The 25,858-nt window shown below is 58.1% G+C and carries 21 protein-coding genes; 11 read left to right on the top strand and 10 right to left on the bottom strand.

Translation table 11 applies throughout. The features are described 5' to 3' along the window. Positions 1-155: 155 nt before the first annotated feature. The 3 genes from QBL02_RS12180 to ectB are packed head-to-tail and all read left to right on the top strand — an operon-like array spanning position 156 to position 3,480. Entirely contained in the window at positions 156-1,460 is a 1,305-nt protein-coding gene (locus tag QBL02_RS12180) for an RNA polymerase sigma factor (RefSeq protein ID WP_282726698.1), read from the top strand. Between the two features lie 47 nt (positions 1,461-1,507). Continuing rightward, entirely contained in the window at positions 1,508-2,215 is a 708-nt protein-coding gene (locus QBL02_RS12185) for a coenzyme F420-0:L-glutamate ligase (protein WP_282726699.1), read from the top strand. Positions 2,216-2,220: 5 nt separating this feature from the next. After that, positions 2,221-3,480, top strand: a complete 1,260-nt coding sequence (ectB, locus tag QBL02_RS12190) for a diaminobutyrate--2-oxoglutarate transaminase (RefSeq protein WP_282726700.1) — start codon at positions 2,221-2,223, stop codon at positions 3,478-3,480. Positions 3,481-3,549: 69 nt separating this feature from the next. Here ectB and QBL02_RS12195 read toward each other — a convergent pair whose 3' ends face one another. Beyond that, a complete protein-coding gene (locus QBL02_RS12195) occupies positions 3,550-4,593 on the bottom strand; it encodes a sugar-transfer associated ATP-grasp domain-containing protein (RefSeq protein WP_282726701.1) in 1,044 nt (347 codons plus the stop codon). Then, on the bottom strand, positions 4,590-4,817 hold the full coding sequence (locus tag QBL02_RS12200) for a hypothetical protein (protein ID WP_282726703.1): 228 nt from the start codon (positions 4,815-4,817) through the stop codon (positions 4,590-4,592). Before QBL02_RS12200 ends, QBL02_RS12195 begins: the two co-directional genes overlap by 4 nt. A 216-nt stretch (positions 4,818-5,033) precedes the next feature. On the opposite strand from QBL02_RS12200, the gene QBL02_RS12205 reads away from it, so the two are divergent. Next, positions 5,034-7,127 (top strand): DNA topoisomerase IV subunit B, encoded by a 2,094-nt coding sequence (locus QBL02_RS12205; protein ID WP_282726704.1) that lies wholly within the window; start codon positions 5,034-5,036, stop codon positions 7,125-7,127. A 372-nt stretch (positions 7,128-7,499) separates the two neighbouring features. On the opposite strand, the gene QBL02_RS12210 is transcribed toward QBL02_RS12205, so the two are convergent. Continuing rightward, entirely contained in the window at positions 7,500-9,881 is a 2,382-nt protein-coding gene (locus QBL02_RS12210; RefSeq protein ID WP_282726931.1) for a DNA topoisomerase IV subunit A, read from the bottom strand. 117 nt (positions 9,882-9,998) lie between these two features. Here QBL02_RS12210 and QBL02_RS12215 point away from each other — a divergent pair, with 117 nt between their 5' ends. Next, positions 9,999-11,240: a nucleotide pyrophosphatase/phosphodiesterase family protein gene (locus QBL02_RS12215; RefSeq protein ID WP_282726705.1), complete on the top strand. Its 1,242-nt coding sequence runs from the start codon at positions 9,999-10,001 to the stop codon at positions 11,238-11,240. A 46-nt stretch (positions 11,241-11,286) separates the two neighbouring features. Here the strand turns inward: QBL02_RS12215 and sepH are convergent, their stop codons facing one another. Next, on the bottom strand, positions 11,287-12,516 hold the full coding sequence (gene sepH, locus QBL02_RS12220) for a septation protein SepH (RefSeq protein WP_282726706.1): 1,230 nt from the start codon (positions 12,514-12,516) through the stop codon (positions 11,287-11,289). Positions 12,517-12,754: 238 nt separating this feature from the next. On the opposite strand from sepH, the gene QBL02_RS12225 reads away from it, so the two are divergent. Further along, positions 12,755-13,045 (top strand): DUF4193 domain-containing protein, encoded by a 291-nt coding sequence (locus QBL02_RS12225; RefSeq protein ID WP_282726932.1) that lies wholly within the window; start codon positions 12,755-12,757, stop codon positions 13,043-13,045. Between the two features lie 196 nt (positions 13,046-13,241). Here QBL02_RS12225 and QBL02_RS12230 read toward each other — a convergent pair whose 3' ends face one another. Further along, positions 13,242-13,709 carry a DUF3093 domain-containing protein gene (locus QBL02_RS12230; RefSeq protein ID WP_282726707.1) on the bottom strand — a complete coding sequence of 156 codons (468 nt, stop codon included), beginning with the start codon at positions 13,707-13,709 and terminating at the stop codon, positions 13,242-13,244. A 72-nt stretch (positions 13,710-13,781) separates the two neighbouring features. On the opposite strand from QBL02_RS12230, the gene dut reads away from it, so the two are divergent. The 5 genes from dut to QBL02_RS12255 all read left to right on the top strand — a co-directional run bounded on the left by dut (position 13,782) and on the right by QBL02_RS12255 (position 19,691). Further along, the gene (gene dut, locus QBL02_RS12235) at positions 13,782-14,231 is read left to right on the top strand and encodes a dUTP diphosphatase (protein WP_282726708.1); all 450 of its coding nucleotides are present in this window, start codon (positions 13,782-13,784) and stop codon (positions 14,229-14,231) included. A 71-nt stretch (positions 14,232-14,302) separates the two neighbouring features. After that, on the top strand, positions 14,303-14,977 hold the full coding sequence (locus tag QBL02_RS12240; protein WP_282726709.1) for a DUF3710 domain-containing protein: 675 nt from the start codon (positions 14,303-14,305) through the stop codon (positions 14,975-14,977). Continuing rightward, on the top strand, positions 14,974-15,807 hold the full coding sequence (locus QBL02_RS12245) for a DUF3159 domain-containing protein (protein ID WP_282726710.1): 834 nt from the start codon (positions 14,974-14,976) through the stop codon (positions 15,805-15,807). The genes QBL02_RS12240 and QBL02_RS12245 overlap by 4 nt, the downstream gene beginning before the upstream one ends. Positions 15,808-15,907: 100 nt before the next feature. Further along, complete coding sequence (acnA, locus tag QBL02_RS12250) at positions 15,908-18,580, top strand: aconitate hydratase AcnA (RefSeq protein ID WP_282726711.1); 2,673 nt, start codon at positions 15,908-15,910, stop codon at positions 18,578-18,580. Positions 18,581-18,947: 367 nt separating this feature from the next. Next, positions 18,948-19,691 carry a siderophore-interacting protein gene (locus QBL02_RS12255; protein WP_282726712.1) on the top strand — a complete coding sequence of 248 codons (744 nt, stop codon included), beginning with the start codon at positions 18,948-18,950 and terminating at the stop codon, positions 19,689-19,691. 45 nt (positions 19,692-19,736) lie between these two features. Here the strand turns inward: QBL02_RS12255 and QBL02_RS12260 are convergent, their stop codons facing one another. From QBL02_RS12260 to QBL02_RS12280, 5 genes are all read right to left on the bottom strand, one after another. After that, positions 19,737-20,462 (bottom strand): class I SAM-dependent methyltransferase, encoded by a 726-nt coding sequence (locus tag QBL02_RS12260; RefSeq protein WP_282726713.1) that lies wholly within the window; start codon positions 20,460-20,462, stop codon positions 19,737-19,739. A 116-nt stretch (positions 20,463-20,578) separates the two neighbouring features. Then, positions 20,579-22,717, bottom strand: coding sequence for a 3-hydroxyacyl-CoA dehydrogenase NAD-binding domain-containing protein (locus tag QBL02_RS12265; RefSeq protein ID WP_282726714.1), 2,139 nt, complete (start codon positions 22,715-22,717; stop codon positions 20,579-20,581). 4 nt (positions 22,718-22,721) lie between these two features. Next, positions 22,722-23,924, bottom strand: coding sequence for a thiolase family protein (locus QBL02_RS12270; RefSeq protein ID WP_282726933.1), 1,203 nt, complete (start codon positions 23,922-23,924; stop codon positions 22,722-22,724). Between the two features lie 111 nt (positions 23,925-24,035). Further along, positions 24,036-25,226: an HRDC domain-containing protein gene (locus QBL02_RS12275; RefSeq protein WP_282726715.1), complete on the bottom strand. Its 1,191-nt coding sequence runs from the start codon at positions 25,224-25,226 to the stop codon at positions 24,036-24,038. Positions 25,227-25,229: 3 nt separating this feature from the next. Further along, positions 25,230-25,841 (bottom strand): DUF3000 domain-containing protein, encoded by a 612-nt coding sequence (locus tag QBL02_RS12280; protein ID WP_282726716.1) that lies wholly within the window; start codon positions 25,839-25,841, stop codon positions 25,230-25,232. Positions 25,842-25,858 lie beyond the last annotated feature (17 nt).

Raw genomic sequence — 25,858 nt, forward strand, 5'->3', positions numbered from 1 at the left:
TTCGTGCAATAATAGGTGACTGATAACCCGTTCGGGTCCCGTAAGAAATCTCACTTCGAGAGTTCGGGGGCTTGACACGGGTTTTGCCGGTATACGCGTTGATTCGTTCGCGCGAGGCCGGGTGAAGTTGAGACTCGAATGAGAGAGGCGGCCGCGTGGCGACTGCAACCACGTCCAAGACTCCTTCGGCTGCGGCGAAAGCTGCAGACGAAGCTGCTGAGACCGATCAGACAGCTACTAAGAAGGCACCAGCTAAGAAGGCGACTACCGCCAAGGTAGCTGCAACCAAGACCGCAGCGGCCAAGAAGCCAGCTGCAAAGGCGACAGCTACAAAGGCTGCTGCTGCGAAGAAGCCTGCCACTAAGAAGCGGGCAAAGTCCGACGACATTGACTACGACGCTGTAGACGAAGTTGAAGAGACCGAAGAAACTGACGAGGCAACTGTCTCGCCAGTTGCTGCAGCCGCAACCATGCCATTGCCAACGGGCGCGATCGCTTGGAAGCCGGGCGATGAGGAAGACGTGCCAACGATCGCTACTGCGATTCCAGGCGCGACTGCTGACCCGGTCAAGGACTACCTGAAGCAGATCGGTAAGGTCGCCCTGCTGAACGCTGCCGAAGAGGTTGAGCTTGCGATGCGAATCGAAGCCGGCCTGTTTGCAGAAGAGAAGCTCGGCACTGAGACCAACTTGCCAAAGAAGCTCACCCGTGAGCTGAAGTGGGTTGCTCGCGACGGCCAGCGCGCCAAGAGCCACCTGCTCGGTGCGAACCTGCGTCTCGTCGTGTCGCTTGCGAAGCGATACACCGGCCGCGGCATGCAGTTCCTTGACCTCATTCAAGAGGGCAACCTTGGCCTGATCCGTGCGGTTGAGAAGTTCGACTACACCAAGGGCTTCAAGTTCTCGACCTACGCTACCTGGTGGATTCGTCAGGCGATCACCCGCGCAATGGCTGACCAGGCACGAACCATCCGTATTCCTGTTCACATGGTTGAGGTCATCAACAAGCTTGCCCGCGTGCAGCGTCAAATGCTTCAGGATCTCGGCCGCGAGCCTACGCCAGAAGAGCTGAGCCGTGAGCTCGATATGACACCTGAAAAGGTTGTCGAGGTGCAGAAGTACGGTCGCGAGCCGATTTCGTTGCACACTCCGCTCGGTGAAGACGGCGACAGCGAGTTCGGTGATCTGATCGAAGACACCGAAGCTGTTGTGCCCGCTGACGCGGTTGGCTTCACCATGCTGCAGCAGCAGCTGGAACAGCTGCTCGACTCGCTGAGTGAGCGCGAGGCTGGTGTGATTCGTATGCGCTTTGGTCTCGGTGACGGCCAGCCAAAGACTCTTGACCAGATTGGCGACACTTTCGGCGTGACCCGTGAGCGTATTCGCCAGATCGAGTCGAAGACCATGGCAAAGCTGCGCCACCCAAGCCGCAGCCAGCAGCTCCGCGACTACCTCGAGTAGGCCGATCTTCGGATCACTGAGTTGTAGATACGAAAGCGAGAGCACTAATGGCACAGGCCAACGAGGGGAAAGCGCTATCGATTTCGGTCGATGGTGTCGATTACCAGCGCATTCCACTGAAAACACACGTGGTAATGCCCGACGACAAACTGAGCGACATTGTTGAGCAGTACGCGGCAAGCGAGCTGCAGGACGGTGACATCTTCTTTATTACTGAGAAGATTGTCGCAATCACCCAGGGCCGTTCATACGCGCTCGACGAGATTGAGCCGCGCAAGCTCGCAACCTTCCTCTCACGCTACGTGACGAAGACTGCGTACGGCATCGGCCTCGGCATGCCAGAGACAATGGAAATGGCGCTCCGTGAGGTTGGTGCCCCACGCGTGCTCTTGGCATCAGCGGTGGCAGCGGTTACCAAGGCGTTCGGTCGTCGTGGCGACTTTTACCGCATCGTAGGTGACAAGGCACGCAGCATCGACGGGCCCACCAATGGAACCATTCCGCCATACGACAATCGTGTGGTGCTTGGCCCGGTAGATCCACACGGAGTTGCCCGTGAGGTTCAGCGGCAGCTCGGTCGCGACATCGTCGTGATGATCGCCGACATCAACGACATTGGTGGCAACATTCTTGGCTCGAACTCGACCAAGGAACACGAGCTTGAAGTCGCCCGAATTCTCGGCGATAACCCGCTCGGTCAGGGCACGCAGAGCACGCCAATGGGCATTATTCGCAAGGTCACGGGGAAGGCGTAAGCATCATGGACCTGAGTGTTTTCTCATCGATGGAGTCAGAGGTTCGCAGCTACGTGCGTGCGTTCCCGACGGTGTTTGATACCGCTCGAGGGTCAACCATTACTGACGAAGCTGGCCGTGATTACATCGACTTCTTCTGCGGCGCAGGCGCTGTGAACTATGGTCACAATCACCCAGCGATCAAGAAAGATGTACTGGAGTACCTCGCGTCTGACGGTATTCAGCACGCGCTTGATATGGCTACCAGCGCCAAGCGCACCTTCCTTGAGACATTCAGCGAAGTGATCCTCGCTCCTCGGGGCTACGCGTACAAGGTCCAGTTCACCGGTCCAACCGGCGCCAACGTTGTCGAGGCGGCGTTCAAACTTGCTCGTCTTGCAACCGGTCGCACCGGAGTGATCGCTTTCACTCATGGTTACCACGGCCTATCAATGGGCGCACTCGCGGCTACCGCGAACTCATGGTTCCGCGATGCAGCAGGAGCGCATCTCGGTGACGTGGTGTTCCACCCGTACGACGGCTACTACGGTGACGATATCGACACTGTCAAGATGCTTGAGAAGCTCATTGAAGATCCTTCGAGCGGTCTCGATCTGCCTGCTGCCGTGATCGTCGAGACAGTACAGGGCGAGGGCGGCGTGAACGTTGCTTCTGCTGAGTGGCTGCGCGCGCTTCGCGAACTCTGCACCAAGCACGGCATCGTGCTCATCGCTGACGAGATTCAGATCGGTGTTGGCCGATCGGGCGACTTCTTCGGTTTTGAAGAGTCAGGCATTGTGCCAGATATGGTTACTCTGTCGAAGTCAATCTCGGGCTACGGCTTCCCACTGTCGCTTCTGCTGATCAACCCGGAGCTTGACGTCTGGAAGCCAGCAATGCACACCGGTACCTTCCGCGGCAACACCGTCGCGTTGGTGTCGGCGACCTCAGCTCTGAACAACTTCTGGCGCGACCCGGAGTTTGTTGCGGGCATCGCACGCCGCTCAGAGCTTGTGCGTGCAAGGATCGACTCGATCGCGGCTCGTTACCCAGAGCACTTCGCAACTCGCGGTCGTGGCCTGCTGCAGGGTCTCGTTGGCATTAGCGACAACGAACTTGCCGGTCGTATCTCACGCAAGTCGTTCGAGCTTGGCGTCATCGTAGAGGTAAGCGGGGCACACGACGAGGTGCTCAAGCTGATGCCGGCATTGCTCGGTGACGAAGAGACGCTGGTTCGTGGTCTCGACGTCATTGAATCTGCGGTTGACGCGGTGCTTGCTGCGTAGGCAGCCGATCCCACGTAAAAACCCCGGCCTCGCAGATTGCGAGAGCCGGGGTTTTGCGTTGGATCGAGGCTAGAAGCCGATCACCTCTTTGTACTTGGGCAGAAGACCCGTGCGCACGCCAGAGACGCTTGGTTTGGCCTGGAACACGCCGGTGTTGTAGTTGCCCTCAATGACGACTGGGCCGTCGGGGGAGATAGCGATATCCCAGCCAACATACGGAACCTCAGGCACAACGCGTGCGATCTTGTCTACAAAGCTCAGGACTTCATCAAATAGTGGCACCTGGAAGCCGACAATTGAGGTGCCAGTTACCGGGTGCACGGAGAAAGTGCGGTTTTCACCATCAAAAGCTGGGTAGAGCGCGACGCCTTCATCGCTCAGCATGGTGTACATGCCGCCGTGGCTGAAGTTGTCGATTGCGCCGCCATTGCCGATCTTGAGCACACTCGCGATGACCTTGACGTTCTCGCCGTCAAAATAGCTGATAATACGAAGCGTATTGACGCTGGTATTACAAAGCTTTGACATTTCCTCGTGCTGCGGAATGAGCTGCTCGAGCAAAAACTGTCGACCCTCGAGGAGCTCGTTGCGGAAAGCATCGAAATCGCTGATGTCCTCGGCCTTGCGCTTTGCAATGCCAATACCGCCGAGGCTATCGGGAACTTTCGCCATGACAGCACCGTGCCGGGTCACGAACTCCCTGATCGTCGCAGTGTCTGACTCTCGTACATCAATCCATTCGCGGCCGAGATACTCGGCAAACTCGCGATTGAACTGAGACTTGTCGGCAAGCTTGTTTCGAAAATCTGGGTGATTCAGCTTGAGCGCGAGGTGATTCGACTTCGGATGGCTCATGAATGTGCCACGCTCTGCGCGGTTGAGGTCGTAAAAATCCCAGTCCTGGTAATCCTGGAAAGCGATCTCGTAAACCACTGAGCTGTACATCATGTCAGCGAGGATCCACAGCCGAGGCTTGCGTGCATCCTTGCTGATGGATCCAGCGAGCCGCCAAAGTCGACCTGCATCGAGAGCGGCTACGCGATCAAAGAGGTAGCGGACCCGGCGCCCAGCGCCGAGTCCGCCCTTCTCAGATTGCTGAGCTGTCTCGCTCACTGAGCTGCCACGAGACGCGAAGTCTCATCGTGCCAAATTTCAGCCATGGGGCGAAGCTTGGCCTCGTGCTTTTTGGCATGGTGACCGCAGAAGAGCAGTTCACTGCCGTTGAGCACAACTCGTACGTATGCCTGTGCGCCGCAGCTGTCGCAACGGTCGAGACCGCTGAGCGGTCGGTCAGCCGCGGGGAGCGACTCTGCGCGGTCCTGTTCCAGTGTGGTCATTGCAGCCTCCCTATCTGAAGAGCTTGGCATCGTGTGCAATTACACGACCCCTTATGTTGATTCCATCCAACCACGTTTGCCTGAAGCTCGCTGTAATGCAGGCGCCGTTTCGCTGACCGCGTAGTTAGGTCAGTACTCTCGAAGCGGCGCGTTATCGCAGCAATTGTCGGTGGTTCGTTCTAGGGTTAACGAGTCAGATAGAAAGGGGCCGCAGCCTTGGCAGAAGCGAGCTATTCCGCACGTCACCTCACAGTGCTTGAGGGTCTTGAAGCGGTGCGCAAGCGCCCGGGAATGTACATCGGCACAACCGACTCGCGCGGTTTGATGCACTGCCTCTGGGAGATCATCGATAACTCGGTCGACGAGGCGCTTGCCGGCTACGGGGAAGAGATCGGTATCCAGCTGCACACTGACGGCAGTGTTACCGTGAGCGACAAGGGCCGTGGCGTGCCCGTAGACGTCGAGCCAAAGAGCGGACTGACCGGTGTCGAACTGGTTTTCACAAAACTGCATGCTGGTGGCAAGTTCGGCGGCGGCGGTTATGCTTCGTCTGGCGGTCTGCACGGTGTTGGCGCCTCTGTAGTGAATGCTCTTTCATCCCGACTCGACGTTGAGGTCGATCGTGATGGCAAAACCTGGGCCATGTCGTTTCGGCACGGCGAACCGGGGCGCTTTGACGGTGATAGTCCAGATAGTCCCTTCACTCCATTTGAAGACGCCTCGACACTGACTCAGATTGGCAAGGTGAAGAAGGGCGTCACCGGCACGCGAGTCCGGTACTGGGCCGACCCCCAGATCTTTCTCTCGACGGCTCGCTTCGAGCCAGACTCTCTTGTTGCTCGAGCTCGCCAGACGGCGTTTCTCGTGCCAGGGCTAGCAATTGAGATCACCGACGAACGTGCCGAGTCGCTCGATGAAGCAGGCGTCGCCCCGGTTCACCGTTTCCAGTATGAGGGTGGTATCAGCGAGTTCGTCGAATACTTGGCGGTTGACGCACCGCTAACTTCAGTTTGGCGCGTCACCGACGAGGGCACCTTTAACGAGACCGTGCCAGTGATGGACGAAGCCTCGGGCGCTCTCGTTTCTCGCGAGGTAGAGCGTCGTTGTGAGGTTGACGTCGCAATGCGCTGGGGCACTGGGTACGACACCGAGATTCAGAGCTTCGTGAACATTATCTCGACGCCCAAGGGTGGCACCCACATGAGTGGCTTCGAACAGGGGCTCACCAAGTTCTTCCGCAAACAGATCGAGCAGAACGCTCGCAAGTTGAAAGCGGGCAGCGACAAGCCAGACAAAGACGACATTCTCACCGGTCTCACTGCTGTGGTCACGGTGCGTCTTCCTGAGCCACAGTTCGAAGGCCAAACAAAAGAAGTCCTAGGCACGGCCGCAGTGCGCCAGATCGTCTCACGGGCAATCTCAAAGGGGCTCGAAGAGCGCTATAACTCAACTAAGCGCGACGAAAAAGCTCAGGCAGCCTCGCTGCTTGAAAAAATGGTCGCCGAGATGAAGTCGCGAATTGCGCTTCGTGCGCAGCGTGACACCGCTCGGCGAAAGAGCACGCTTGAGAGTTCCTCACTACCTGCAAAGCTGATCGATTGCCGTTCGAAAAACGTTGCCGACACCGAACTATTCATCGTGGAGGGCGACAGCGCGCTCGGTACTGCGCGCCCAGCCCGCGATAGTGAGTTTCAAGCCCTGCTGCCTATCCGCGGCAAGATCCTCAACGTGCAAAAGGCCTCAGTCGCTGAAATGCTGAACAATGCTGAGTGCAGCTCAATCATTAAGGTGATTGGTGCTGGCTCCGGCCGAGACTTCGACATCGACTCTGCTCGCTACGGCAAAGTGATTCTAATGAGCGACGCCGACGTTGACGGCGCCCACATTCGAACACTGCTGCTCACCCTCTTCTTTAGGTATATGCGGCCAATGATCGAGGCCGGTCGCGTCTATGCTGCAGTGCCACCGCTACACCGAGTGATCGTGCAGAACGCGGGCCGCAAGCCCAACGACGTCATCTACACCTATAGCGAAAAGCAGCTCCAAGACCTGCTCGCAGACCTTCGCAAGCGTGGCAAGAAGTACCTTGAACCGATCCAGCGTTACAAGGGTCTGGGAGAGATGGACGCGGATCAGCTCGCAGAAACGACGATGGATCGCGAACACCGAATGCTGCGCCGTGTGCAAATGCAAGACGCACACTCGGCATCACAAGTGTTTGAACTGCTGATGGGTGGCGATGTGGCGCCGCGCAAGGAGTTCATCATCGAAAACGCAGACGACCTTGATCGCGAGCGAATCGACGCTTAACGCTGCGTGTCGCGCAATATTGCTTCGCGCAGTATTGCTTCGCGAATTGCTGGGTCGCGCAATGCCGGTTCACTCAGTACTGGTTTGTGCAGTGCTGGTTCGTGCATTTCTGGGTTGCTTAACGCCGTTCAGCGAACCGGCGGGTCGCTCAGTGTTGCGTCGCTCAGCGTCGGGTTGGCTGCTCGGCGTCGGGTCGCTCAGTGACGGGTCGCTTAGTATTAGGCGGCTTGAGATTGGACTGCCTGGTGCCGGGCCGCGTGACGCAGATCTAGGTTGAACTTAGAGACAAAAGGAGGGGTGCAGCCGATACTGGCTGCACCCCTCCTTTGTGCGCGAGCACACCAGGTGATTGGTCGCTATTGAGCGCCTAGCCTAGGGAGCCCATCCAATGAACGCTGCAGCACCGTCGATCGGGGTGCCCGATCCATCGCGGCGGCCAAGCTCTGCTGGCAACTGACGCGCTGCGCCGTCAGCAGCGAGAGCTCTTGGCTCCCCGGTGCCAACCCAAGCGCAGGCGAGTTGATCTTCGCCCTTCAAGAAACGTTGAGCACGAACGCCACCGGTGGCACGTCCCTTCGCAGGGTACTCGCTCCAATCGCTGACCTTCGCGGTGGCCACATCAATGCCTGGCAGCGTGAGCGAGCTATCAGCAATCGTGACAACCTTCGCCTCGACCTCTGACTCAACAGCAGTCGCAAAGATCACTCGGGCATCAGCGCCGAGCTTCATGCCTGCCATACCTCCCGCTGGGCGACCCTGCGGACGCACCGCAGAGGCCGCGAAGCGCAAGAGCTGAGCATCGTTTGCTACGGCCGCGAACTCCGTGCCATCTGGCGCTGGGAACGCGGCGATCAGCTTGTCACCGGTCTTCAGCCCGATAACCTCGAACTCGGGGCGCGCGGGCAGCTCAGTGAGCACCACACGCTTCACAACGCCTTGTTCGGTGAAGAGGCCAATCGGGGTTTCATTATCAAGCGGCACAATGCCAACGACCTTGAGCTTCTTGTCGGTGATTCCGATGTAGGCAGCAAGCGAGACCCCGGCAGAGAATGCGATCGAGGCTGCCGGAACGAGCGGCAGGTCTACCGGAGTAAACCGGTGCAGGCTGCCGTCGCTCAAAATGGCGCCCAGTTCGCCTCGCACAGTGCCATCTACTGATGAGAGCACCGCCCCGTGTTTTGTGGCGCGTGATGCTGGCCGAGAGCTTTCTGTAGCCTCTGGGTCGCGGTCAAGACGCAGAGCGCGGCCGGTAGCCGAGAGCAAGACCGTGCAGGGAGTATCGGCGACCTCAAGTGAAGCTGCTGCGCCGGCAGAAGCCCTCGCAGGTCGTGCGACAGCTCCGGTAAGGAGCGTACGGCGAGGTGTGCCGTAGGCCTCGGCAACCTCATCGAGTTCGCCTGACACCACTGCACGTAGACGCTCATCGCTGCCAAGAATCTCAAGCAGCGCTTCGATCTCGGCGCGCAACTGGTCGCGTTCTGCCTCAAGTTCAACGCGCGAGAACTTGGTGAGTCGGCGCAGTCGCAGCTCAAGAATGTATTCAGCCTGTGGCTCGCTCAGATCAAAGACCTGCATCAAACGTGTGCGTGCGCTTTCGGCATCATCGCTATTACGAATCAGCTGAATGACTTCGTCAATATCGAGGATCGCGATCAGCAAGCCCTCAACGAGGTGCATACGCTCGCGGCGCTTGCGCAGGCGGTATTCGCTTCGGCGGCGCACCACAGAAAGGCGATGATCGACAAAGACACGAAGCATCTCGCGCAGGCTGAGCGTCTGCGGCTGGCCCTCGACGAGCGCCACCGAGTTGATGCTGAACGAGTCTTCGAGCGGAGTCACCCGGTAGAGCTGTTCAAGCACTGCCTCAGGGCTAAAACCGGTTTTGAGGGTGATGACTAGGCGCAGCCCGTTCTTGCGATCGGTGAGGTCTGCAACATCACTGATGCCAGACAGTCGCTTTGCTTCAACGCCCTGCTTGATCTTCTCAATCACCCGCTCTGGGCCAACCAAGTAGGGGAGCTCAGTCACAATCAGACCTGTGCGACGTGGCCCCAACTGCTCGACCGACACCTTTGCTCGGGTGCGGAAGGCGCCACGACCGGTGCGGTAGGCATCTTTGACGCCGTCAAGGCCCACGATGATGCCGCCACCAGGAAGATCGGGCCCCGGAATGAACTCCATCAGCTCGTCAACACTCGCGTCTGGGTTGGTAAGGAGATGTTTTGCACCCTCAACGACCTCGATGAGGTTGTGGGGTGCCAGGTTTGTCGCCATACCGACGGCAATGCCCGACGCGCCATTGACAAGCAGATTGGGAATCGCTGATGGCAGCACATCTGGCTGCATGAGTTGATTGTCGTAGTTCGGTACGAAATCAACCACATCTTCGTCAAGAGAACCGGTCATCGCGAGCGCCGCACCCGCCAAACGGGCTTCGGTGTAACGAGATGCGGCTGGACCGTCGTCGAGCGATCCGAAGTTGCCGTGACCGTCAACGAGCGGGAGTCTCAACGCGAACGCCTGGGCGAGTCGCACAAGCGCATCGTAAATAGAAGAGTCACCGTGTGGGTGAAGCTTTCCCATTACCTCGCCGACCACACGGGCACTCTTTACGTGGCCTTTCTCCGGGCGAAGACCCATATCGGTCATCATGTAGAGAATGCGGCGCTGTACCGGCTTGAGGCCGTCGCGAGCATCTGGAAGTGCTCGCGAATAGATCACCGAGTACGCGTATTCGAGAAACGACGACTCCATCTCTGACTGGATGTCGATGTCTTCGATACGTTCGACAGAATTCTGCTCGGTCACGATCTGATGCATCACCTTTCGGTGGGTGCGCGCATAGTCAGCGCGCGTGGATACGATGGAATCATGCTACCGACGCCCACCGACAACGGCGCGAGGCTTGCCGCGATTCTCCCGACAGCGATTGCTTCGATGGCGATTTCGGCGGGTTCTGACCCCTCGCAAGTGCTTTATTCCGCAGATGCGCTGCCCGATTCAACACGGTCATTGACTACCGAACTTCTGCAGTCGGGCAAAGTGCCGCCGGCACGGTCCGTACTGATTGTGGTGGTTGATGGTCTCGGACATGCAAACCTCAAGGCCAAAGCTGGTCACGCGAGATCGCTCAGTTCGCTGCCGAATCGCCGCATTGAGACAGTGATTCCATCAACCACTTCGGCCGCGCTTACGACCATCACAACCGGTGTCTTGCCCGGCGAGCACGGACTCATCGGCTATAAGATCAGGCACCCGCGGCTCGGTTTGCTGAGCCCACTCAAAGACTGGGCAGGTGTCGTGGAGAGTGACCATTGGCAGCGTTGTGAGCCGCTGTTCTCGCTCACCGCTTCATTTGGTGCTCGGTCGGTTGTGATCGGTAGGCCCGCACACGCGAGCGGCGGGCTTACTGAGGCGATCCTGCGTGGCGCAGATTACCGCGGTGGTCAGACGATTGCTGACCGTTTCAGTATTGCCTCGCAGATACTTCGTGAAGAATCCCCAACCCTGTGTTACCTCTACGTCGACGAGCTTGACAAAGCGGCGCATAGCGAGGGCTGGCAAAGCGATAAATGGCAGTTGCGCCTTGAACAACTGGACTCTGCCTTTGACGATTTGTTGCGCACCCTGCCTGGCGATATTGGCGTCATGGTGACCGCAGATCACGGGATGATCGACGTTGACGAAGCAAAACGAATCATGCTCGATGCTTCATTGCTGCCCGATGGGGCGGTCGCTGAAATCGGGGGAGAGCCACGTATGCGGTCGCTCTACTTGAACCAGGGGTTCAATGCGACCGAGGTCGCGGCTGCCGTGCAGGCTTCACTGGGCAAAACTGCCTGGGTCGGCACTCGGGAAGAAGCAATCGCCGCCAACTGGTTCGGTCCGGTTGCAGAGGGTGTGGCGGATCGCCTAGGCGACGTGCTGGTGGCAGCCCGCGCGCAATTCGCGTTCACGCTGCCGAGTGACGATCCGGGTGCTCTGCTCATGATCGGTCAGCATGGCGGGGTAAGCGATGAGGAACGTGGAGTGCCATTGATTGTCGGCGGATCGTTTGTGGGCACGGGCATCGTCTCAGCGATCACTGAGCTTGCTAACCTGCGAAGCTCATGAAACTGAAAGTGGCCAAGCGCTCTAGCGCCTGGCCACTTTCAGTGCTTTAGTTCGGGTCTTCTTCGCTTCGTGTGCCGAAAAGAATGTCGTCCCAACTTGGAATTGAAGCGCGGCCTTTGCCTCGCTTTGGTGCCTCCTGCGGCTTTTCCGGTTCTGGAACTGGCAGTTCAGTTTGTGCGGGTTCTTCAGCAGGGGGCGCTGGATCAGCCGGTGGTTCAGTCTGCTCTGGCCGAGCTGGGGCCTGCTGACTTGGCGCGCGCCACTCGTTCAGGTGAGTGAGTGAAACGGGTTTTGCGGTCTCGCTCTGCTCTGCCTCGGTTTCTTCGTTCGGCGTGGCCTGAGCTTCGTCGCGGGCACCTCTGCGGCGACGCAGAGCGTCAAGCAGATCAGCGGTCTGGCCAAGATCTTGATTCTCGGGCTCAGTCGTTTTGATGGCGCGTTGGTCAATTTCGCGGCGACGCGCGAACTCGTCTTCTTGGCGAATGATTGGAATTGATCCGGTTGACGGGTGCCCTGCTCGCACGGCGGCTTCGGCTCCAGGGCTCATTGGCTGAGCTGTCGGCCGGGTATCGTCGCTAGCTTGGGCGTCTTCTGCTTCGCCTCCCGCGGCAGCTTCTGCCGCTGCGCCGTCGTTGAGCAGGGATTCCCGATCAAACGCATCAGAATCGAATCTGTCGCCGCTTTCGTTTGAATCTACCGCGCGGAGCTTCGGGATCAAACGGTCACCGACGCCACTCTGCTTCGAAAGCGTGACTGCATCGGGGGTGAGGGGTGAGAGCAGGCTCTTGCGATGATCAAATGACCACACCGCGTGATGTGACACCTCGTAGGAGTCAAAGTCAAGGCCGATCATCCAGCCGGCGTCGTCGTCGCGCCATGAGGTCCAGGCGACGCTCTTAGCCTGCAGTCCGATTAGTCGTTCCGCGATGACTGAGCCAAATTGCTCCTCGGTCTCTTCTGTCGGGCTGGTCCGTACCTGCACGCTCTGAGCGCTCGAGAGGATAAAGCGCCGCTCGGCAAGTACAGGCTCTTCGTAGCGTTCGATGTCGCTTTCTTCGGCTCCTGTGAGCTGCATGATTTCGGCCCGGCTTTTTCCGGCACGAACAAGAGATTGGATCTCTCGTGGGTTGATACGAGCGGCGCCATTTGCCTGGCGGGCAAGATGCCGCAGGTCAGCGAGCACGCTGCTATCGACGATCAGCCGGTATTCGTCACCGGCTTCGGTCGCGACGATCAGAGCCTGATCTTCACGACGCACGACACGCAATTCATCCATCGCTGTTTCCTTCCGCATTCCCACCAAGATTGCCATGTTGTTGGGTGTCAGCGCCACATTGAGACGGGCTGTTGCGAAAATTCGCTAAATATGCGGGTGCCTATGCCCTATTCCTCTGCTTCTGGATGTTTCGCGTTCAGCAAACTCACGGTGATCGAGTTTGCGCAAAGGGGGTTCTTTAAGGCAAACTATGGCCGCAGTTGAGAGTTTCAGTCAACACAACGAAGCGCAGGAGAGCATGGCTACCGATTACGACGCCCCCCGTAAGTCTGAGGACGAATCAGAGTCGATCGAAGCTTTGAAGGAACGGGTGCCCACCAAGGGCGCGTCGTCTATTGATTCAGAGGATTCGGACAATCCCGGTTTTGAGCTTGCAGGAGCTGATCTTTCAGACATCGAGCTCGATGTTGTCGTGCTGCCTCAGCAGGATGATGAGTTCACCTGTGTGAACTGCTTCTTGGTGCGCCACCGTTCGCAGCTGGATCACGAATCCAAGCTTGGTCCGGTTTGCGCTGAGTGCTCAGGCTAAAAGGCATCGCCTTTTAGTGCACGAAGCGCCCGCGCCACTGCGTGGGGTGTGCTCAGGCTAAAAGGCATCGCCTTTTAGCGCACGAAGCGCCCCTTGGCGCTGAGGCATCCACCGCGGTAGACGTGGCAACGCAAAAAGCCCCGCTCATCTCGAGAATTTAGATGAGCGGGGCTTTTTGGGTGTTCTGCCCGATCCTCTAAGCTTTCGCCGCGGCGTTTGCCTGCTTAATGGCGGCGGCGAGCTGCTGAGGGCGACGTGTCGTGAGAATCCAGTACGGTGTGGGGTCGGCTTCGTCTGTGACTTCGACTCGAATGCCGCGGTGAATGAATCCGCGCACGAGCAGGTATGCGCGAGCATCTGCTCCTGGTCCGATTGCGCGGCGCAGACCAGCATCATCTAGCAATTCGACTTCACCGAGCGCCGAGACTGGAATCTTGGCGCTGCCTGCGCTGAACACGCCGTCAGAAATCTGAACAACTGGTGACATCAACACCAACGATCCCGCGATCAGAAGATATACGCCGATCGCAATTGGAATAGCGAGTGACGCCTGGATGGGCGTGATCACCATATAGACCGCAGGCAACAACAGCAGCAATGCAATCATCAATCCGGGGGAGGGCCACAGGCGTTCGCGGTAATTCGAGGATGAAAGCTTGCTCATGTTCTCATTATCTCGTGTAACCGACCGTGAAACTGCTGCGTGTCATAGAGGATGATCCGCTAGCCTGTGTGGGTGACTGATGTGATTGAGCTTCCAATCGTTGGCGATTCCGGACAGATCCCTGCGTACGCGCAGCCCGGCGACGCGGGTGCAGATCTGCGTAGTTCTGAATCTTTGGTGCTTGGCCCGGGTGAGCGTGCGCTAGTTTCGACTGGTATTCGTTTTGCATTGCCTGAGGGTTATGCCGCGTTTGTGGTTCCACGTAGCGGCCTTGCGGTGAAGCACGGCATTTCTATTGTGAACTCTCCCGGCACTATCGACGCCGGCTACCGCGGCGAAATCAAAGTGCCGCTGATCAACCTTGATCAGCACAATGCATTCGAGATTTCGCCCGGCGATCGCATCGCTCAGCTGATTGTGATGCCAGTCACTCGAGCAGTTTTTGTTCCGGTTCCCGAGTTGTCTGAGAGTGTTCGGGGTAACGGTGGCTTCGGTTCGACTGGTGTCAGCGATCGCGCCTAGGATTTAGTTCAATACCACGCAGGATCTTGGCACGTTGTGTGCTGAGATGCGAATGAAAGAAGCAGTGCAATATGAGTGACAAGACAGCAAACGTTTCGGAGGAGCTTGAGCTCGCCGAGGCCGAAGCAGTTGTCGAGGTCGATTCATCGAAGTCAGCTCCGGCTGACCGCGAGACGGCCGGTCCATTCGACCTGGTTGAGGTACCAACCATTCGGCCGTACGTAGACTTTGGTGGCATCAAGGTGGCTCCTCGCGAGGGACTGCAGTTGCGTCTTGAGGTTGATGAGCGTGCAAAGCGCGTTGTCGCCGTGACTCTTGATTACCAGGGTTCGTTGCTGCAGGTTCAGGCGTTTTCGGCACCGAAGACCACTGGTTTGTGGCACAAGGTGCGCAGTGAGATTGCTACGCAGCTTTCTTCTCAGGGTGCTCGCGTCGAGGAGGTCGAGGGTGCTCTTGGTAAGGAGCTTGTTGCTGTCACTGCGGCTCCGGCTGAGCAGGGTAGCGGCGAGCGTACCGTTCGCTTCATGGCTGTCGATGGCCCGCGTTGGATGTTGCGCGGCGTGATCATGGGCGCTGCCGCTGATGACGCTCAGGCGCGCGAGGGTGTCATTGAGCTGTTTCGTGACATGGTGGTTGTTCGTGGCGATCAGCCAATGCCACCCAGTGAGATGTTGCCGCTGCAGGTGCCGGCTGGTGTCGCTCAGAACAACACTCAGAACCAGGCGCAGGGAACGACCCAGGCGTGAGCGAATCGTCGCGCGAAGGAGCGAACGAGTCGAGCGGCGCGAAATCGTCGTTCGATGCTGATGATGTGCGCGGAGAGTCGGCGACGCCAACGGCTGCCGAAGAGCTTCAGCGTCAGGCGCTAAAGGGCAGCCTTGGTCGCGTCGTGACCGCCGGTATGTCAGGCGAATCGGTAAGCGCGAGTGGTGTGCTTGCTGCGATTGGCGGTTGGCGTGGTGTGCTTGAGTCGCTTGTTCCCGCGACGATTTATCTGGTGGTCTATGTGATCACTCAAGACCCAAGGCTTTCGGCAATCGCGCCACTGGTGATTGCGGGTCTGGCAGTGCTTTGGCGTTTGCTTCGGAAAGAGCCGTTAACGGCCGCACTCTCGGGCGTCATTGGCGTCGTTGTGTGTGTTGCTGCCGTGATGTTCTCTGGTGAGGGTAGTAGCTACTTTGTGCCGGGTTTCTATATCAATGCTGCTTGGATCCTGGCGCACACTATTTCGCTGCTTGTTGGCTGGCCCTTGATTGGGTTGCTGCTTGGGTTTTTGCGTGGATCGATCACGGAGTGGAAGGCTGTTCCCGCGTTGCGGCGCACGGCTCAGCTTGTCACGCTCTTCTGGATCTTGGTGTTTGCTGCTCGCCTCGCTGTGCAGCTGCCGCTCTACTTCGCGGACAACACGAGTGCGCTTGGGATTGCCCGGTTGGTGATGGGGGTGCCGCTCTTCGCGCTCGCAATCCTTTTCACTTGGCTTTTGCTTTCTCGAGTTAGTGCAATGGTCGATGCCGAGAAGAAGTCGCAAGAGCCGAATCACGAAGATTCCGGAAACACAGCTTCATCAGATGAATGACACGCCGTGGAGGGGCGCGCCGGGACCGGGTGCGCTGATCCTCGGAAACTAAATCCGGTGTAGAATTATCTTGATATCGAGATAAATTTCGGATGGAGTGGTGATGGCATCTCTCAATAGTTTCGGCGCTATGACAGCCCTTGAAGTGGGCGGCAAGTCATACCAAGTGTTCGACATCAACAAGGTTGAGGGCGCCAAGCGACTCCCTTACAGCCTGAAGGTGTTGCTCGAAAACCTTTTGCGTACCGAAGACGGCGCAAATGTTACCAAGGCACACATCGAGGCCCTCGGTGGCTGGGATGCAAACGCCCAGCCCGACACCGAGATTCAGTTCACGCCCGCCCGCGTGATCATGCAGGACTTCACCGGTGTGCCATGTGTCGTCGACCTCGCAACCATGCGTGAGGCTGTTGTCGACCTCGGCGGCACCCCGGACAAGATCAACCCACTGGCTCCTGCCGAGATGGTTATTGACCACTCGGTGATTTCTGACGTCTACGGTGTTGCTTCAGCAGCAGCGCGCAACGTTGAAATTGAGTACCAGCGTAACGGTGAGCGCTACCAGTTCCTGCGTTGGGGCCAGGGCGCGTTCGACGAGTTCAAGGTTGTTCCTCCAGGGACCGGTATCGTGCACCAGGTCAACATTGAGTACTTGGCGCGCGTAACTTTCACCCGCGATATCGACGGCCAGGTCTTCGCCTACCCAGATACCTGTGTTGGCACCGACTCGCACACGACCATGGAGAACGGCCTCGGCGTGCTCGGTTGGGGTGTTGGCGGTATTGAAGCTGAAGCAGCAATGCTCGGTCAGCCGATCTCGATGCTGATCCCACGCGTTGTTGGATTCAAGCTCTCGGGCCAGATCCCTGCTGGCGTTACTGCAACTGACGTGGTACTCACCATCACTCAGATGCTGCGTCAGCACGGCGTGGTTGGCAAGTTTGTTGAGTTCTACGGTGAGGGCGTTGGATCGGTTCCGCTCGCAAACCGTGCAACCATCGGCAACATGAGCCCAGAGTTCGGTTCGACCGCTGCAATGTTCCCGGTAGACGATGTGACGCTTGACTACCTGCGCCTGACCGGCCGCAGTGAAGAGCAGCTTGAGCTCATCAAGGCTTACAACCAGGCCCAGGGCATGTGGCACGATCCAGCGGTTGAGCCAGAGTTCAGCGAGTACCTTGAGCTCGACCTCTCGACTGTTGTCGCGTCGATTGCGGGCCCGAAGCGACCACAGGACCGGATCGAGCTCACCAGCTCGAAGTCGCAGTTCGAGACCGACCTGAAGAATTACGCTCAGGCTTCGAACCCGGCCAAGGTGAAGGATCAGAAGGGTCAGGAGTTCGTGCTCGATCACGGCGCTGTTACCCTCGCGTCGATCACCTCGTGCACCAACACTTCGAATCCCTCTGTGATGCTTGCTGCGGGCGTGCTTGCTCGCAATGCGGCCGCTAAGGGTCTCAAAGCCAAGCCGTGGGTGAAGACTACGCTTGCTCCGGGCTCGAAGGTTGTGACTGACTACTACGAAAAGTCGGGACTGAACCGCGACCTCGAGGCGCTCGGCTTCTACACCGTCGGCTACGGTTGCGTCACCTGCATTGGTAACTCGGGTCCACTGAACGAGGAAATCTCGCAGGCAGTCAACGATAACGATCTCGCAGTTACTGCTGTGCTCTCGGGCAACCGTAACTTTGAGGGTCGTATCAACCCCGACATCAAGATGAACTACCTGGCAAGCCCGCCACTGGTCATTGCGTACTCGCTCGCAGGCACCATGGATTTCGATTTTGACAACGAGGCACTTGGCACCGACACCGATGGCAACGATGTCTTCTTGCGCGACATCTGGCCAGATCCAGTCGAGGTGCAGCAGATTGCTGATGCTTCGATTGACAGCGATATGTTCAAGGCAAAGTACGCCACCGTGTTCGACGGCGACGAGCACTGGACCTCGCTGCCAACTCCTGATGGCAACACTTTCGCGTGGGACGAGAAGTCGACCTACGTGCGCAAGGCGCCTTACTTCGATGGCATGCCGCTCACGCCATCACCTGTGACCGATATCTCGGGTGCGCGCGTGCTCGCGAAGCTCGGTGATTCGGTCACTACTGACCACATCAGCCCAGCGGGTAGCTTCAAGGCGGAGACCCCAGCGGGTCAGTACCTCGTTGCAAACGGTATTGAGCCGAAGGACTTCAATACTTATGGCTCACGTCGTGGTAACCACGAGGTCATGATTCGCGGTACTTTCGCGAACATCCGTCTGCGCAATCAGCTGCTTGACAACGTCGAGGGTGGCTTCACTCGCGACTTCACCCTTGAGGGTGCTCCGCAGTCGTACATCTACGATGCTTCGCAGAACTACCAGGCTGCTGGCGTGCCACTTGTGGTGCTCGGTGGCAAGGAGTACGGCTCGGGCTCGTCACGTGACTGGGCTGCAAAGGGCACTAGCCTTCTGGGTGTGAAAGCAGTGATCACCGAGAGCTTCGAGCGTATCCACCGCTCGAACCTGATCGGTATGGGTGTGCTGCCACTGCAGTTCCCGCTTGGACAGAGCGCTGACAGCCTCGGCCTCGACGGTACAGAAACCTTCGATATTGCTGGCGTTACCCAGCTTAACGAGGGTGTCACCCCGAAGACGGTGGCGGTCACTGCGACCAAGGCTGACGGCTCGGTAGTTGCATTCGACGCTGTCGTTCGCATCGACACCCCGGGTGAGGCAGACTACTACCGCAACGGTGGCATCCTGCAGTACGTACTGCGTTCGCTGGTCTAAGTCACCTAGCTACTCAGGCGGGGTTTCCCGCTCATCGAGATTATCGAGATGGGCGAGAAACCCCGCCTTTGTGTTTGCGCTTCTGAGCCCAAGGGTTGTCGGTTGCGTGTTGAGTGGCAACAGAGTGGCTGGCTCGTTGGATCGCCAAGTTTCGCGGTGGCTTGAGCGTTGGGGGCCAGGTGATCCAGCGCTGCCTTAGCCGAGGGCTCTAGCTGTACGTGGATTATGAGAAATATAACTTAGGTTAGCCTTGCCTTAGTCTCATGAAGTTACTAGGCTTGTACTGCTGTGCTCCGTGCAATTTCTATGACCGCTATTGGCCGCTATTGCGCTGTGTGTGCACAGCGGTAACGGAGGTAGCCCAGTCATGGCAGCAAATTGGCAGCGCGGAATCATGCGTCTGATGCGGATCGAGAATCATGAGACTCGAGTACTTGAAGTTGAAGACTTCACTCCCTGGTATCGCAGGGTAACGTTCGCTGCCGACACCCTGCTCGATGGGCTTGAAACATTTCCGACGCTTTGGCTGCGACTGTGGGTGCCAAATCCCTCCAAGGGTGCAGGATTCCTGGTGCAGCGAGGTTACACCTTCGTATCAGTAGACCACAAACGTAAGAGATTTAGTCTCGATTTCGTGCTGCACGATGTCGCAGGACCCGCGGGGGACTGGGCCAAGATGGTGGCCCCAAACGACCGGGTCGAGGTAGCGCTGACTCCGGCAAAGATTGACATTCCAGAGGGAACTCACACCCTGGTGCTCGCCGGTGACGCAACCGCACTGCCTGCTATCAACAGTTGGCTAGAGTCCGTGCCAGAGAACGTGCAAACGCACGTATTCATCGAAGAAGATCATGCAGACCGTGAATATTTGCCAATGGTGCAGCGAGAACGTGGCACCTGGCTCTGGGTGAATCGCGATGGAGCTCGAGGTGAGGCGCTCGCGAGCGCGATGCGAGCTGCCGTACCTGAACAGGCTGGCCTCTACGTGTGGGGAGCAGGCGAAAAGACCCTCGTAAAGAATGTGCGTGGTGTGTTGCGCGAACACCTTCGCCTAGAGCGAGGACAATACTTCACCCAGTTCTACTGGATCGAAGGTAAGGCCACGGGCTAATAGTCCCCAGGACACCAGGACGCAAGAACGCAACGCGAAAAGGACCTACTCAGCTGTAACTCGTGTGCCGTACACGCTCCGCGCACAGCCGAAAAAGTGAGACTTGCTGTGAGTCTCAAGTAGCGGGTTCGCTTCAAAGGCCGCGACAGAATACGAGCCGTCACCATAGTTATGCAGATAGCGATGCAACATGCGGTACTCGGTTGGGTCAGTGATACAGAGTAAACCAACCGCAGGCACAACAGTGCGCAAATAGAAGAGGTAAAGCGCCCGCAGCACTGGGTTCGGTGGCTCAGTAACCTCGATGAAAGCGAAAGATGCGCCCGGTCGGAGCAACCGGGCAACTTCTGTGGCGAGGACTGCGGACTGCTCCTCATTAAAAGTTTTGAGGCCGTATGCGCTCAAGAGGGCGTCGAACGAAGCATCCGGTAGCCGACTCTCAAGCATGTCATCGCAGTGCACCGTGACCTGAGAAGCGAAACGTTTCTCGTTGCGTGTTTTCGAGTGCGCGACCATAGCAGGCGAGAAATCTAGTGAGCTGACTTTTGCTTTCGGAAATCGTCGATAGATCTCGGCCCAGGTTTCGCCCATACCGCTCATGGCGTCAAGCACATCGGGCGCCGTTTTGTTCGAGTGCAGCATTTGGGCTGCTTGCCTGCGCCAGAGCGTTGAGAAACCAAAAGACAGAATGATGTTCATGCGCTCGTAGCTGCGAGACATTCGATCAAAAAGCCCGATCACAGAATTTCGGTCGTAGATATCTGAGGTCAAAACTTCAGTGGCGTCGTTCTTTGGCTGGGAATGCTTTGAGTGCTGCAAGAATCGGCTTTCAATAAAAAATTGGGTGTTCCCGTCGTGAGACGAGAACACCCAATCTAGGTTAGCGCTTAGTTCGCAGGTCCAGCGATTGCTGGGTTATGGAATTTCGCACCGAATGCGCGTTCGCTTGCGCCGACTCGATCAAGGTAAGGAGTCGCGCCACCGCACTGGAATGGCCAACCCGCACCAAGAATCATGCAAAGGTCGATGTCCTCAGCTGCAGCGACAACACCCTCATCAAGCATCAACTTGATTTCTGAGGCGAGACCCTCTTCGACGCGGCGAAGAATCTCGGCTTCGTCGGTCGCGGTCTTGCCAAGGGTGAGGGCCTTTTTGGCTTCCTTCGAGAGATCTTCGACCTTGCCGGCCTTGTTCTTCTCGACTACCTTTTCAAGTTCTGCGGCCTTGTGCAGATTCTCTGAAGCGTAGAAGCGGTCTGGGAAAGCGTTGACCATCGTGTCCTGCACGTGTGCGGCAACCTTCCAGCCAACCAGGTCGATCAGCTCGAACGGACCCATTGGTAGGCCGATTGGTGCGTATGCGCGCTCGACCGTGGCAACAGGAGTGCCGGTGTCAAGCGCGCGTGCTGCCTCACCGAATACCTTCGCGAGCAGACGGTTCACCACGAAGCCCGGGCGATCCGCAGTAATAACCGCGTTCTTACCCAGACGCTTCGCAACGTCCATTGCGGTTGCGAGCGTCGCGTCGTTGGTGCTTGGCACCTTCACAACCTCGATCAGCGGCATAACGGCCACTGGGTTGAAGAAGTGGAATCCAACCAGTCGCTCTGGGTGAGCGAGCTTTGCGCCGATCTCTTCAACAGAGAGTGACGAGGTGTTGGTTGCAATCACTGCGGTTTCGCTGAGGAATGGTTCAACCTCTGAGAAGACCTGCTGCTTTACGCCGAGCTCTTCAAAGACGGCTTCGATCACCCAGTCACAATCGGCGAAGTCTGCCTTGTTGGTGGTGCCACTGACGAGCGCACGAATCTGATTCGCATCATCGGTACCGAGGCGACCCTTTTCGAGCATCTTGTCGATCTCGCCGTAAATATAGGCAATGCCCTTGTCTACGCGTGCCTGGTCGATATCAGTGATCAGCACAGGCACCCGCAGCTTACGTGCGAAGAGCAACGCAAACTGGCTTGCCATCAAGCCTGCACCGATGATGCCGACCTTGTTCACTTTTTGTGCGTGGCTCTTGTCTGGTGCGCCGGCTGGGCGCTTTGCTCGCTTCTGTACCAAGTCGAAGGCATAGATCGAAGCGTGGAACTGGTCGCCCGAAATGAGATCGGTCATGATCTCATCCTCGCGCTCAAATCCGCGCTCAATGTCACCGTCTTTCGCGGCGCTCAGCAGCTCAAGCGCTGCGTAAGGCGACTTCGCGGCGGTGCCGATCTTCGCCTTGAGGGTGTCGCGAGCGATCTTAATCGCGATGGGCCACTTGGTAAGACGTTCCATCTTGCCAGGCACGTTCGGACGCTCAACCTTGATCTCCCCGGTGAGCACTTTGTCCGCCCAACGGACAGAGTGCTCAAGGAAGGCAACCGAATCAAACATTGCGTCAAAGAGGCCAAGCTCCAAAGCCTGCTTCGGCTTCAGCATGCGGTTGTTCTTGAGCGGGTTTGAGACCACAATCTCGATCGCGTTTTCAATGCCGATCAGGTTTGGTACGAGTGTCGCGCCTCCCCAACCAGGAATGATCCCGAGGAATACCTCAGGGAACGCGAGCGCAGCTGCGTTTGAATCAAGTGTGCGGTAATCACTGTTGAGCGCAATTTCCATTGCGCCGCCGAGTGCGAGACCGTTTACAAACGAGAACGACGGCACGCCAAGCTTGTTGAGCTTGCCGAGCACGTAGTGGCCAAACTGCACCATACGCAGAGCGTTCTCGCGGTTGGCAAGTGAGGAGACCTTTGAAAGGTCGGCGCCGGCAGCGAAAATGAATGGCTTGCCAGTGATGCCTACTGCCTTGATCTCGCCAGCGGCTGCGCGAGCTTTTTGCTCGTCCAGCACGCCGCTCAGCTCGTTCAGCGTCAGCGGACCGAGAGTGTTCGGGCGGGTGTGATCCTCGCCGTTATCGAGCGTGATCAGTGCCATAGTGCCACCCGAAGGCAGCGCAATATCGCGCACGTAGGAGTGGGTAACTACCTCACCCTCAGCGGCAGCGAGCAGAGGAGAAAAATCGATCTTGCTGTAGTCAGTCATGCTGTTACTTTCCCTTCTTGCCGTCGAAGTGCGGGTTTTCCCAAATCATGGTGCCGCCCTGGCCGAGGCCAACGCACATTGCGGTCAGGCCGTAGCGCACGTCTGGGCGCTGTTCGAACTGGCGTGCCAACTGAATCATCAGGCGTACGCCCGAAGCTGCAAGCGGATGACCGAGTGCGATAGCGCCACCCCAGGGGTTGACGCGCGCATCGTCATCGGCGATCCCGAAGGCGTCCATAAACGAGAGCACCTGAACGGCAAACGCTTCGTTCAGTTCAAACAGACCGATATCTTCGATCGACAGACCGGCACGCTTGAGCGCCTTTTCAGTCGACGGTACCGGACCAAGACCCATGACCTCGGGCTCGACGCCCGCGAATGCGAAACCAATCATGCGCATCTTCGCCTGGAGGCCAAGTTCGCGTGCGGTATCGCCGCCTGCCAAAAGTGACATGGTTGCACCGTCGGTAAGCGGTGAAGCGGTGCCAGCGGTCACACGACCGTGCGGGCGGAACGGCGTCTTGAGCGCCGCCAGACCCTCCATAGTGGTCTGTGGGCGGCGACCCTCATCTTCAGTTGCGAGACCCCAGCCATCAGCATTGCGGGTGGCGACTGGAATCAGATCTGGCTGGAAATCGCCGCGATCGTATGCAGCCTGTGCCTTGTGCTGGCTCAGCATGCCGAAACGATCGGCACGTTCTTTCGTCAATTCAGGGAAACGGTCGTGCAAGCGCTCAGCGGTGAGACCCATGTTGAGGGCTTCGGCGCTCACCATCTTTTCTGCCACGAAACGTGGGTTTGGATCTGCGCCGATTCCGAGTGGGTGACGGCCCATGTGCTCGACTCCGCCCGCGATAGCGATGTCGTATTGACCGGCACCAATAGCGCCGCCCATCATCGCTGCGGTGGTCATTGCGCCTGCGCACATTCGATCCAGCGCGTAGCCTGGAACGCTCAGCGGCAGACCCGCAAGAATTGCGACCGATCGACCGAGGGTGAGGCCTTGATCGCCCTGCTGGGTGGTGGCTGCGATACCCACATCATCGACTCGGTCGAGGGGGAGAGCGGGGTTTCGCTCGAGCAGCCCTTGCAGTGCCTTTACCGCGAGGTCGTCGGCACGGGTTCCCCAGTACATGCCCTTTTCACCTGCGCGTCCAAACGGGGTACGAACCCCATCTACAAAGACAACTTCTCTCATTACGGCCACCATGCCTTTCGAGTGTGAGTGGTTACTTAACCATCCTAGGAAGAATGCTCATAAAGGTGGATGTGCAACGTGCAACATCACCTGAGAGAGTTGCGTGCCCCACCCATTGCTTTATGCGAGATCTACAAAAACGGCAGCGAGAATAGGTGCAGTTAATACACACTGCCAAGGTCGTGCGCCGAGTTCGCTGAGTCGTTTCTCAATCACCTCTGGCGTCGCGGGTGACGGCGCCTCCCAAATGAGACGGCGCATAATATCGGGAGTGAGCAGATTCTCGACGGGCATATGCTGGCGCTCAGCCTCTGCCGCAATCGCCTCTCGGGCAGCAGCCAGGCGGCTCGCCGCCTCGGGGTAGCGTTGCGGCCAATTACGATGATGCGGCATCGACTCTGCGTCGCGCGGCTTGCGCCGCTGGCTCGGCAACTCAGCTGTTTTGCCTTTCAAGATGGCCTTCCACCAGCGGTTGAGTTCGCTTCGGCTGGCGCGGCCACGGAAATCCTTATTTGAGGCGAGCTCTCCCGGCGAGCGCGGGTTCATTGACGCCGCAACAATAAGTGACGCGTCAGGCACCAGGCGACCCGGTGCAACATCTTTCTCGCGGGCGAGAGCATCACGCGCGAGCCAGAGTTCCCGGGCAAGCGCGAGCTCGCGTGGGGTGCGCAGGCGGTTGCCGCCGGCAAGCTTCCGCCAAGGCTCCTCGGCGGCCGGTTTTGGTTGCTTGGTGCGCACCGACTCAAACTCTTGCGCCGCAATATCGCTTTTGCCCTGTGCGTCAAGCTCAGCAGCAATCGCGTCGCGAAGGTCAGGCAGCAGAGCTACATCTAGTGCAGCGTACTCAAGCCAGTCTTTTGGTAATGGCCGGGTTGACCAGTCGGCCGCAGAGTGAGCCTTATTGAGATGAATGCCCAGAAGCTGCTCAACAACACTGCCGAGCCCGACCCGCTCGAAACCGAGCAACCTTGAGGCTAGCTCGGTGTCAAAAAGAGTTTCTGGCATGAGTCCGATTGCATCGAGGCAGGGCAAGTCTTGACTTGCCGCATGAAAAATCCACTCTTCGCCAGCGACTGCATCCCGCAACACTGAGAAATCATCAATCAGTGTTGGATCAAAGAGGAAGGTGCCCGATCCTCGCCGATACATTTGCACCAAATACGCGTCGGAACCGTAGCGGAAACCCGAGGCCCGCTCAGCATCGACACCTACCTGATCTGTACCGCCAGCGAGCGAATCGGCCGCTCGTTTGAGATCGTCAGCAGTCGTCACAAGAGACCAACTGGCCTCAAGTTCGTTTTGGTCTACCACTCGTTATGCACCGTGTCCGTTGCGACGCGCTCTTCGCGAACCAAGCGAGGCGACGCCTTCATGATGGGGGAGTCCCGCCAGCAGGCAGAGCAACTCTCCCCAGGCTTCGGCATGGGCGGCGAACTCGCTATCAAGCGGAGTCCAAGAGGCGCGGATTTCAATCTGCGCCGCGTCGCCCTGCTCTTCGAGGGTACCGAATCCTGTTGAAAGTGTTTTGGTGGCGGTGCCAGAAGCGTAACCATAGGCGGCTTCTCGCGATTCGAGCGCATCGACCAACCACGACCAAGCTACGTCGGCAATAAAGGGGTCAATGCCGATTTCCATTTCAAGCGGTGCCTGAGCGAAGCATACGATCCGAAACGGTGCACCCCACTCTTCAATCGACGCTGGATCATGCATCAAGATAAGGCGGCCAGCGCCATAGGGCGAGTCCCCCTCTTCTGAAGGGTGGGTGCTGCCCTGAATCACGCCTGCCGCAAAAGCGATCGAACGCGGGGCGATGCGTTCGGGTGCGGGAATCTCGCGAACCTGCAGTTCGCTACGGAATGCCGCGGCACGCAGCTGCTCGACGGCGTACTCGAATTCCGCGTCATCGCTATCCACAGCTGCATTCACACTCGTGACACTAGAGT

The organism is Leucobacter sp. UT-8R-CII-1-4 (assembly GCF_030010235.1).
GTDB lineage: Bacteria > Actinomycetota > Actinomycetes > Actinomycetales > Microbacteriaceae > Leucobacter.

Excerpts from the sequence above, each read along its gene's own strand:
- QBL02_RS12185 (WP_282726699.1), top strand. The coding sequence starts at position 1,508 with ATGGCACAGGCCAACGAGGGGAAAGCGCTATCGATTTCGGTCGATGGT.
- ectB (WP_282726700.1), top strand. The coding sequence starts at position 2,221 with ATGGACCTGAGTGTTTTCTCATCGATGGAGTCAGAGGTTCGCAGCTAC.
- QBL02_RS12200 (WP_282726703.1), bottom strand. The coding sequence starts at position 4,817 with ATGACCACACTGGAACAGGACCGCGCAGAGTCGCTCCCCGCGGCTGAC.
- QBL02_RS12210 (WP_282726931.1), bottom strand. The coding sequence starts at position 9,881 with ATGGAGTCGTCGTTTCTCGAATACGCGTACTCGGTGATCTATTCGCGA.
- QBL02_RS12215 (WP_282726705.1), top strand. The coding sequence starts at position 9,999 with ATGCTACCGACGCCCACCGACAACGGCGCGAGGCTTGCCGCGATTCTC.
- sepH (WP_282726706.1), bottom strand. The coding sequence starts at position 12,516 with ATGGATGAATTGCGTGTCGTGCGTCGTGAAGATCAGGCTCTGATCGTC.
- QBL02_RS12225 (WP_282726932.1), top strand. The coding sequence starts at position 12,755 with ATGGCTACCGATTACGACGCCCCCCGTAAGTCTGAGGACGAATCAGAG.
- QBL02_RS12230 (WP_282726707.1), bottom strand. The coding sequence starts at position 13,709 with ATGAGCAAGCTTTCATCCTCGAATTACCGCGAACGCCTGTGGCCCTCC.
- QBL02_RS12240 (WP_282726709.1), top strand. The coding sequence starts at position 14,303 with ATGAGTGACAAGACAGCAAACGTTTCGGAGGAGCTTGAGCTCGCCGAG.
- QBL02_RS12255 (WP_282726712.1), top strand. The coding sequence starts at position 18,948 with ATGGCAGCAAATTGGCAGCGCGGAATCATGCGTCTGATGCGGATCGAG.
- QBL02_RS12265 (WP_282726714.1), bottom strand. The coding sequence starts at position 22,717 with ATGACTGACTACAGCAAGATCGATTTTTCTCCTCTGCTCGCTGCCGCT.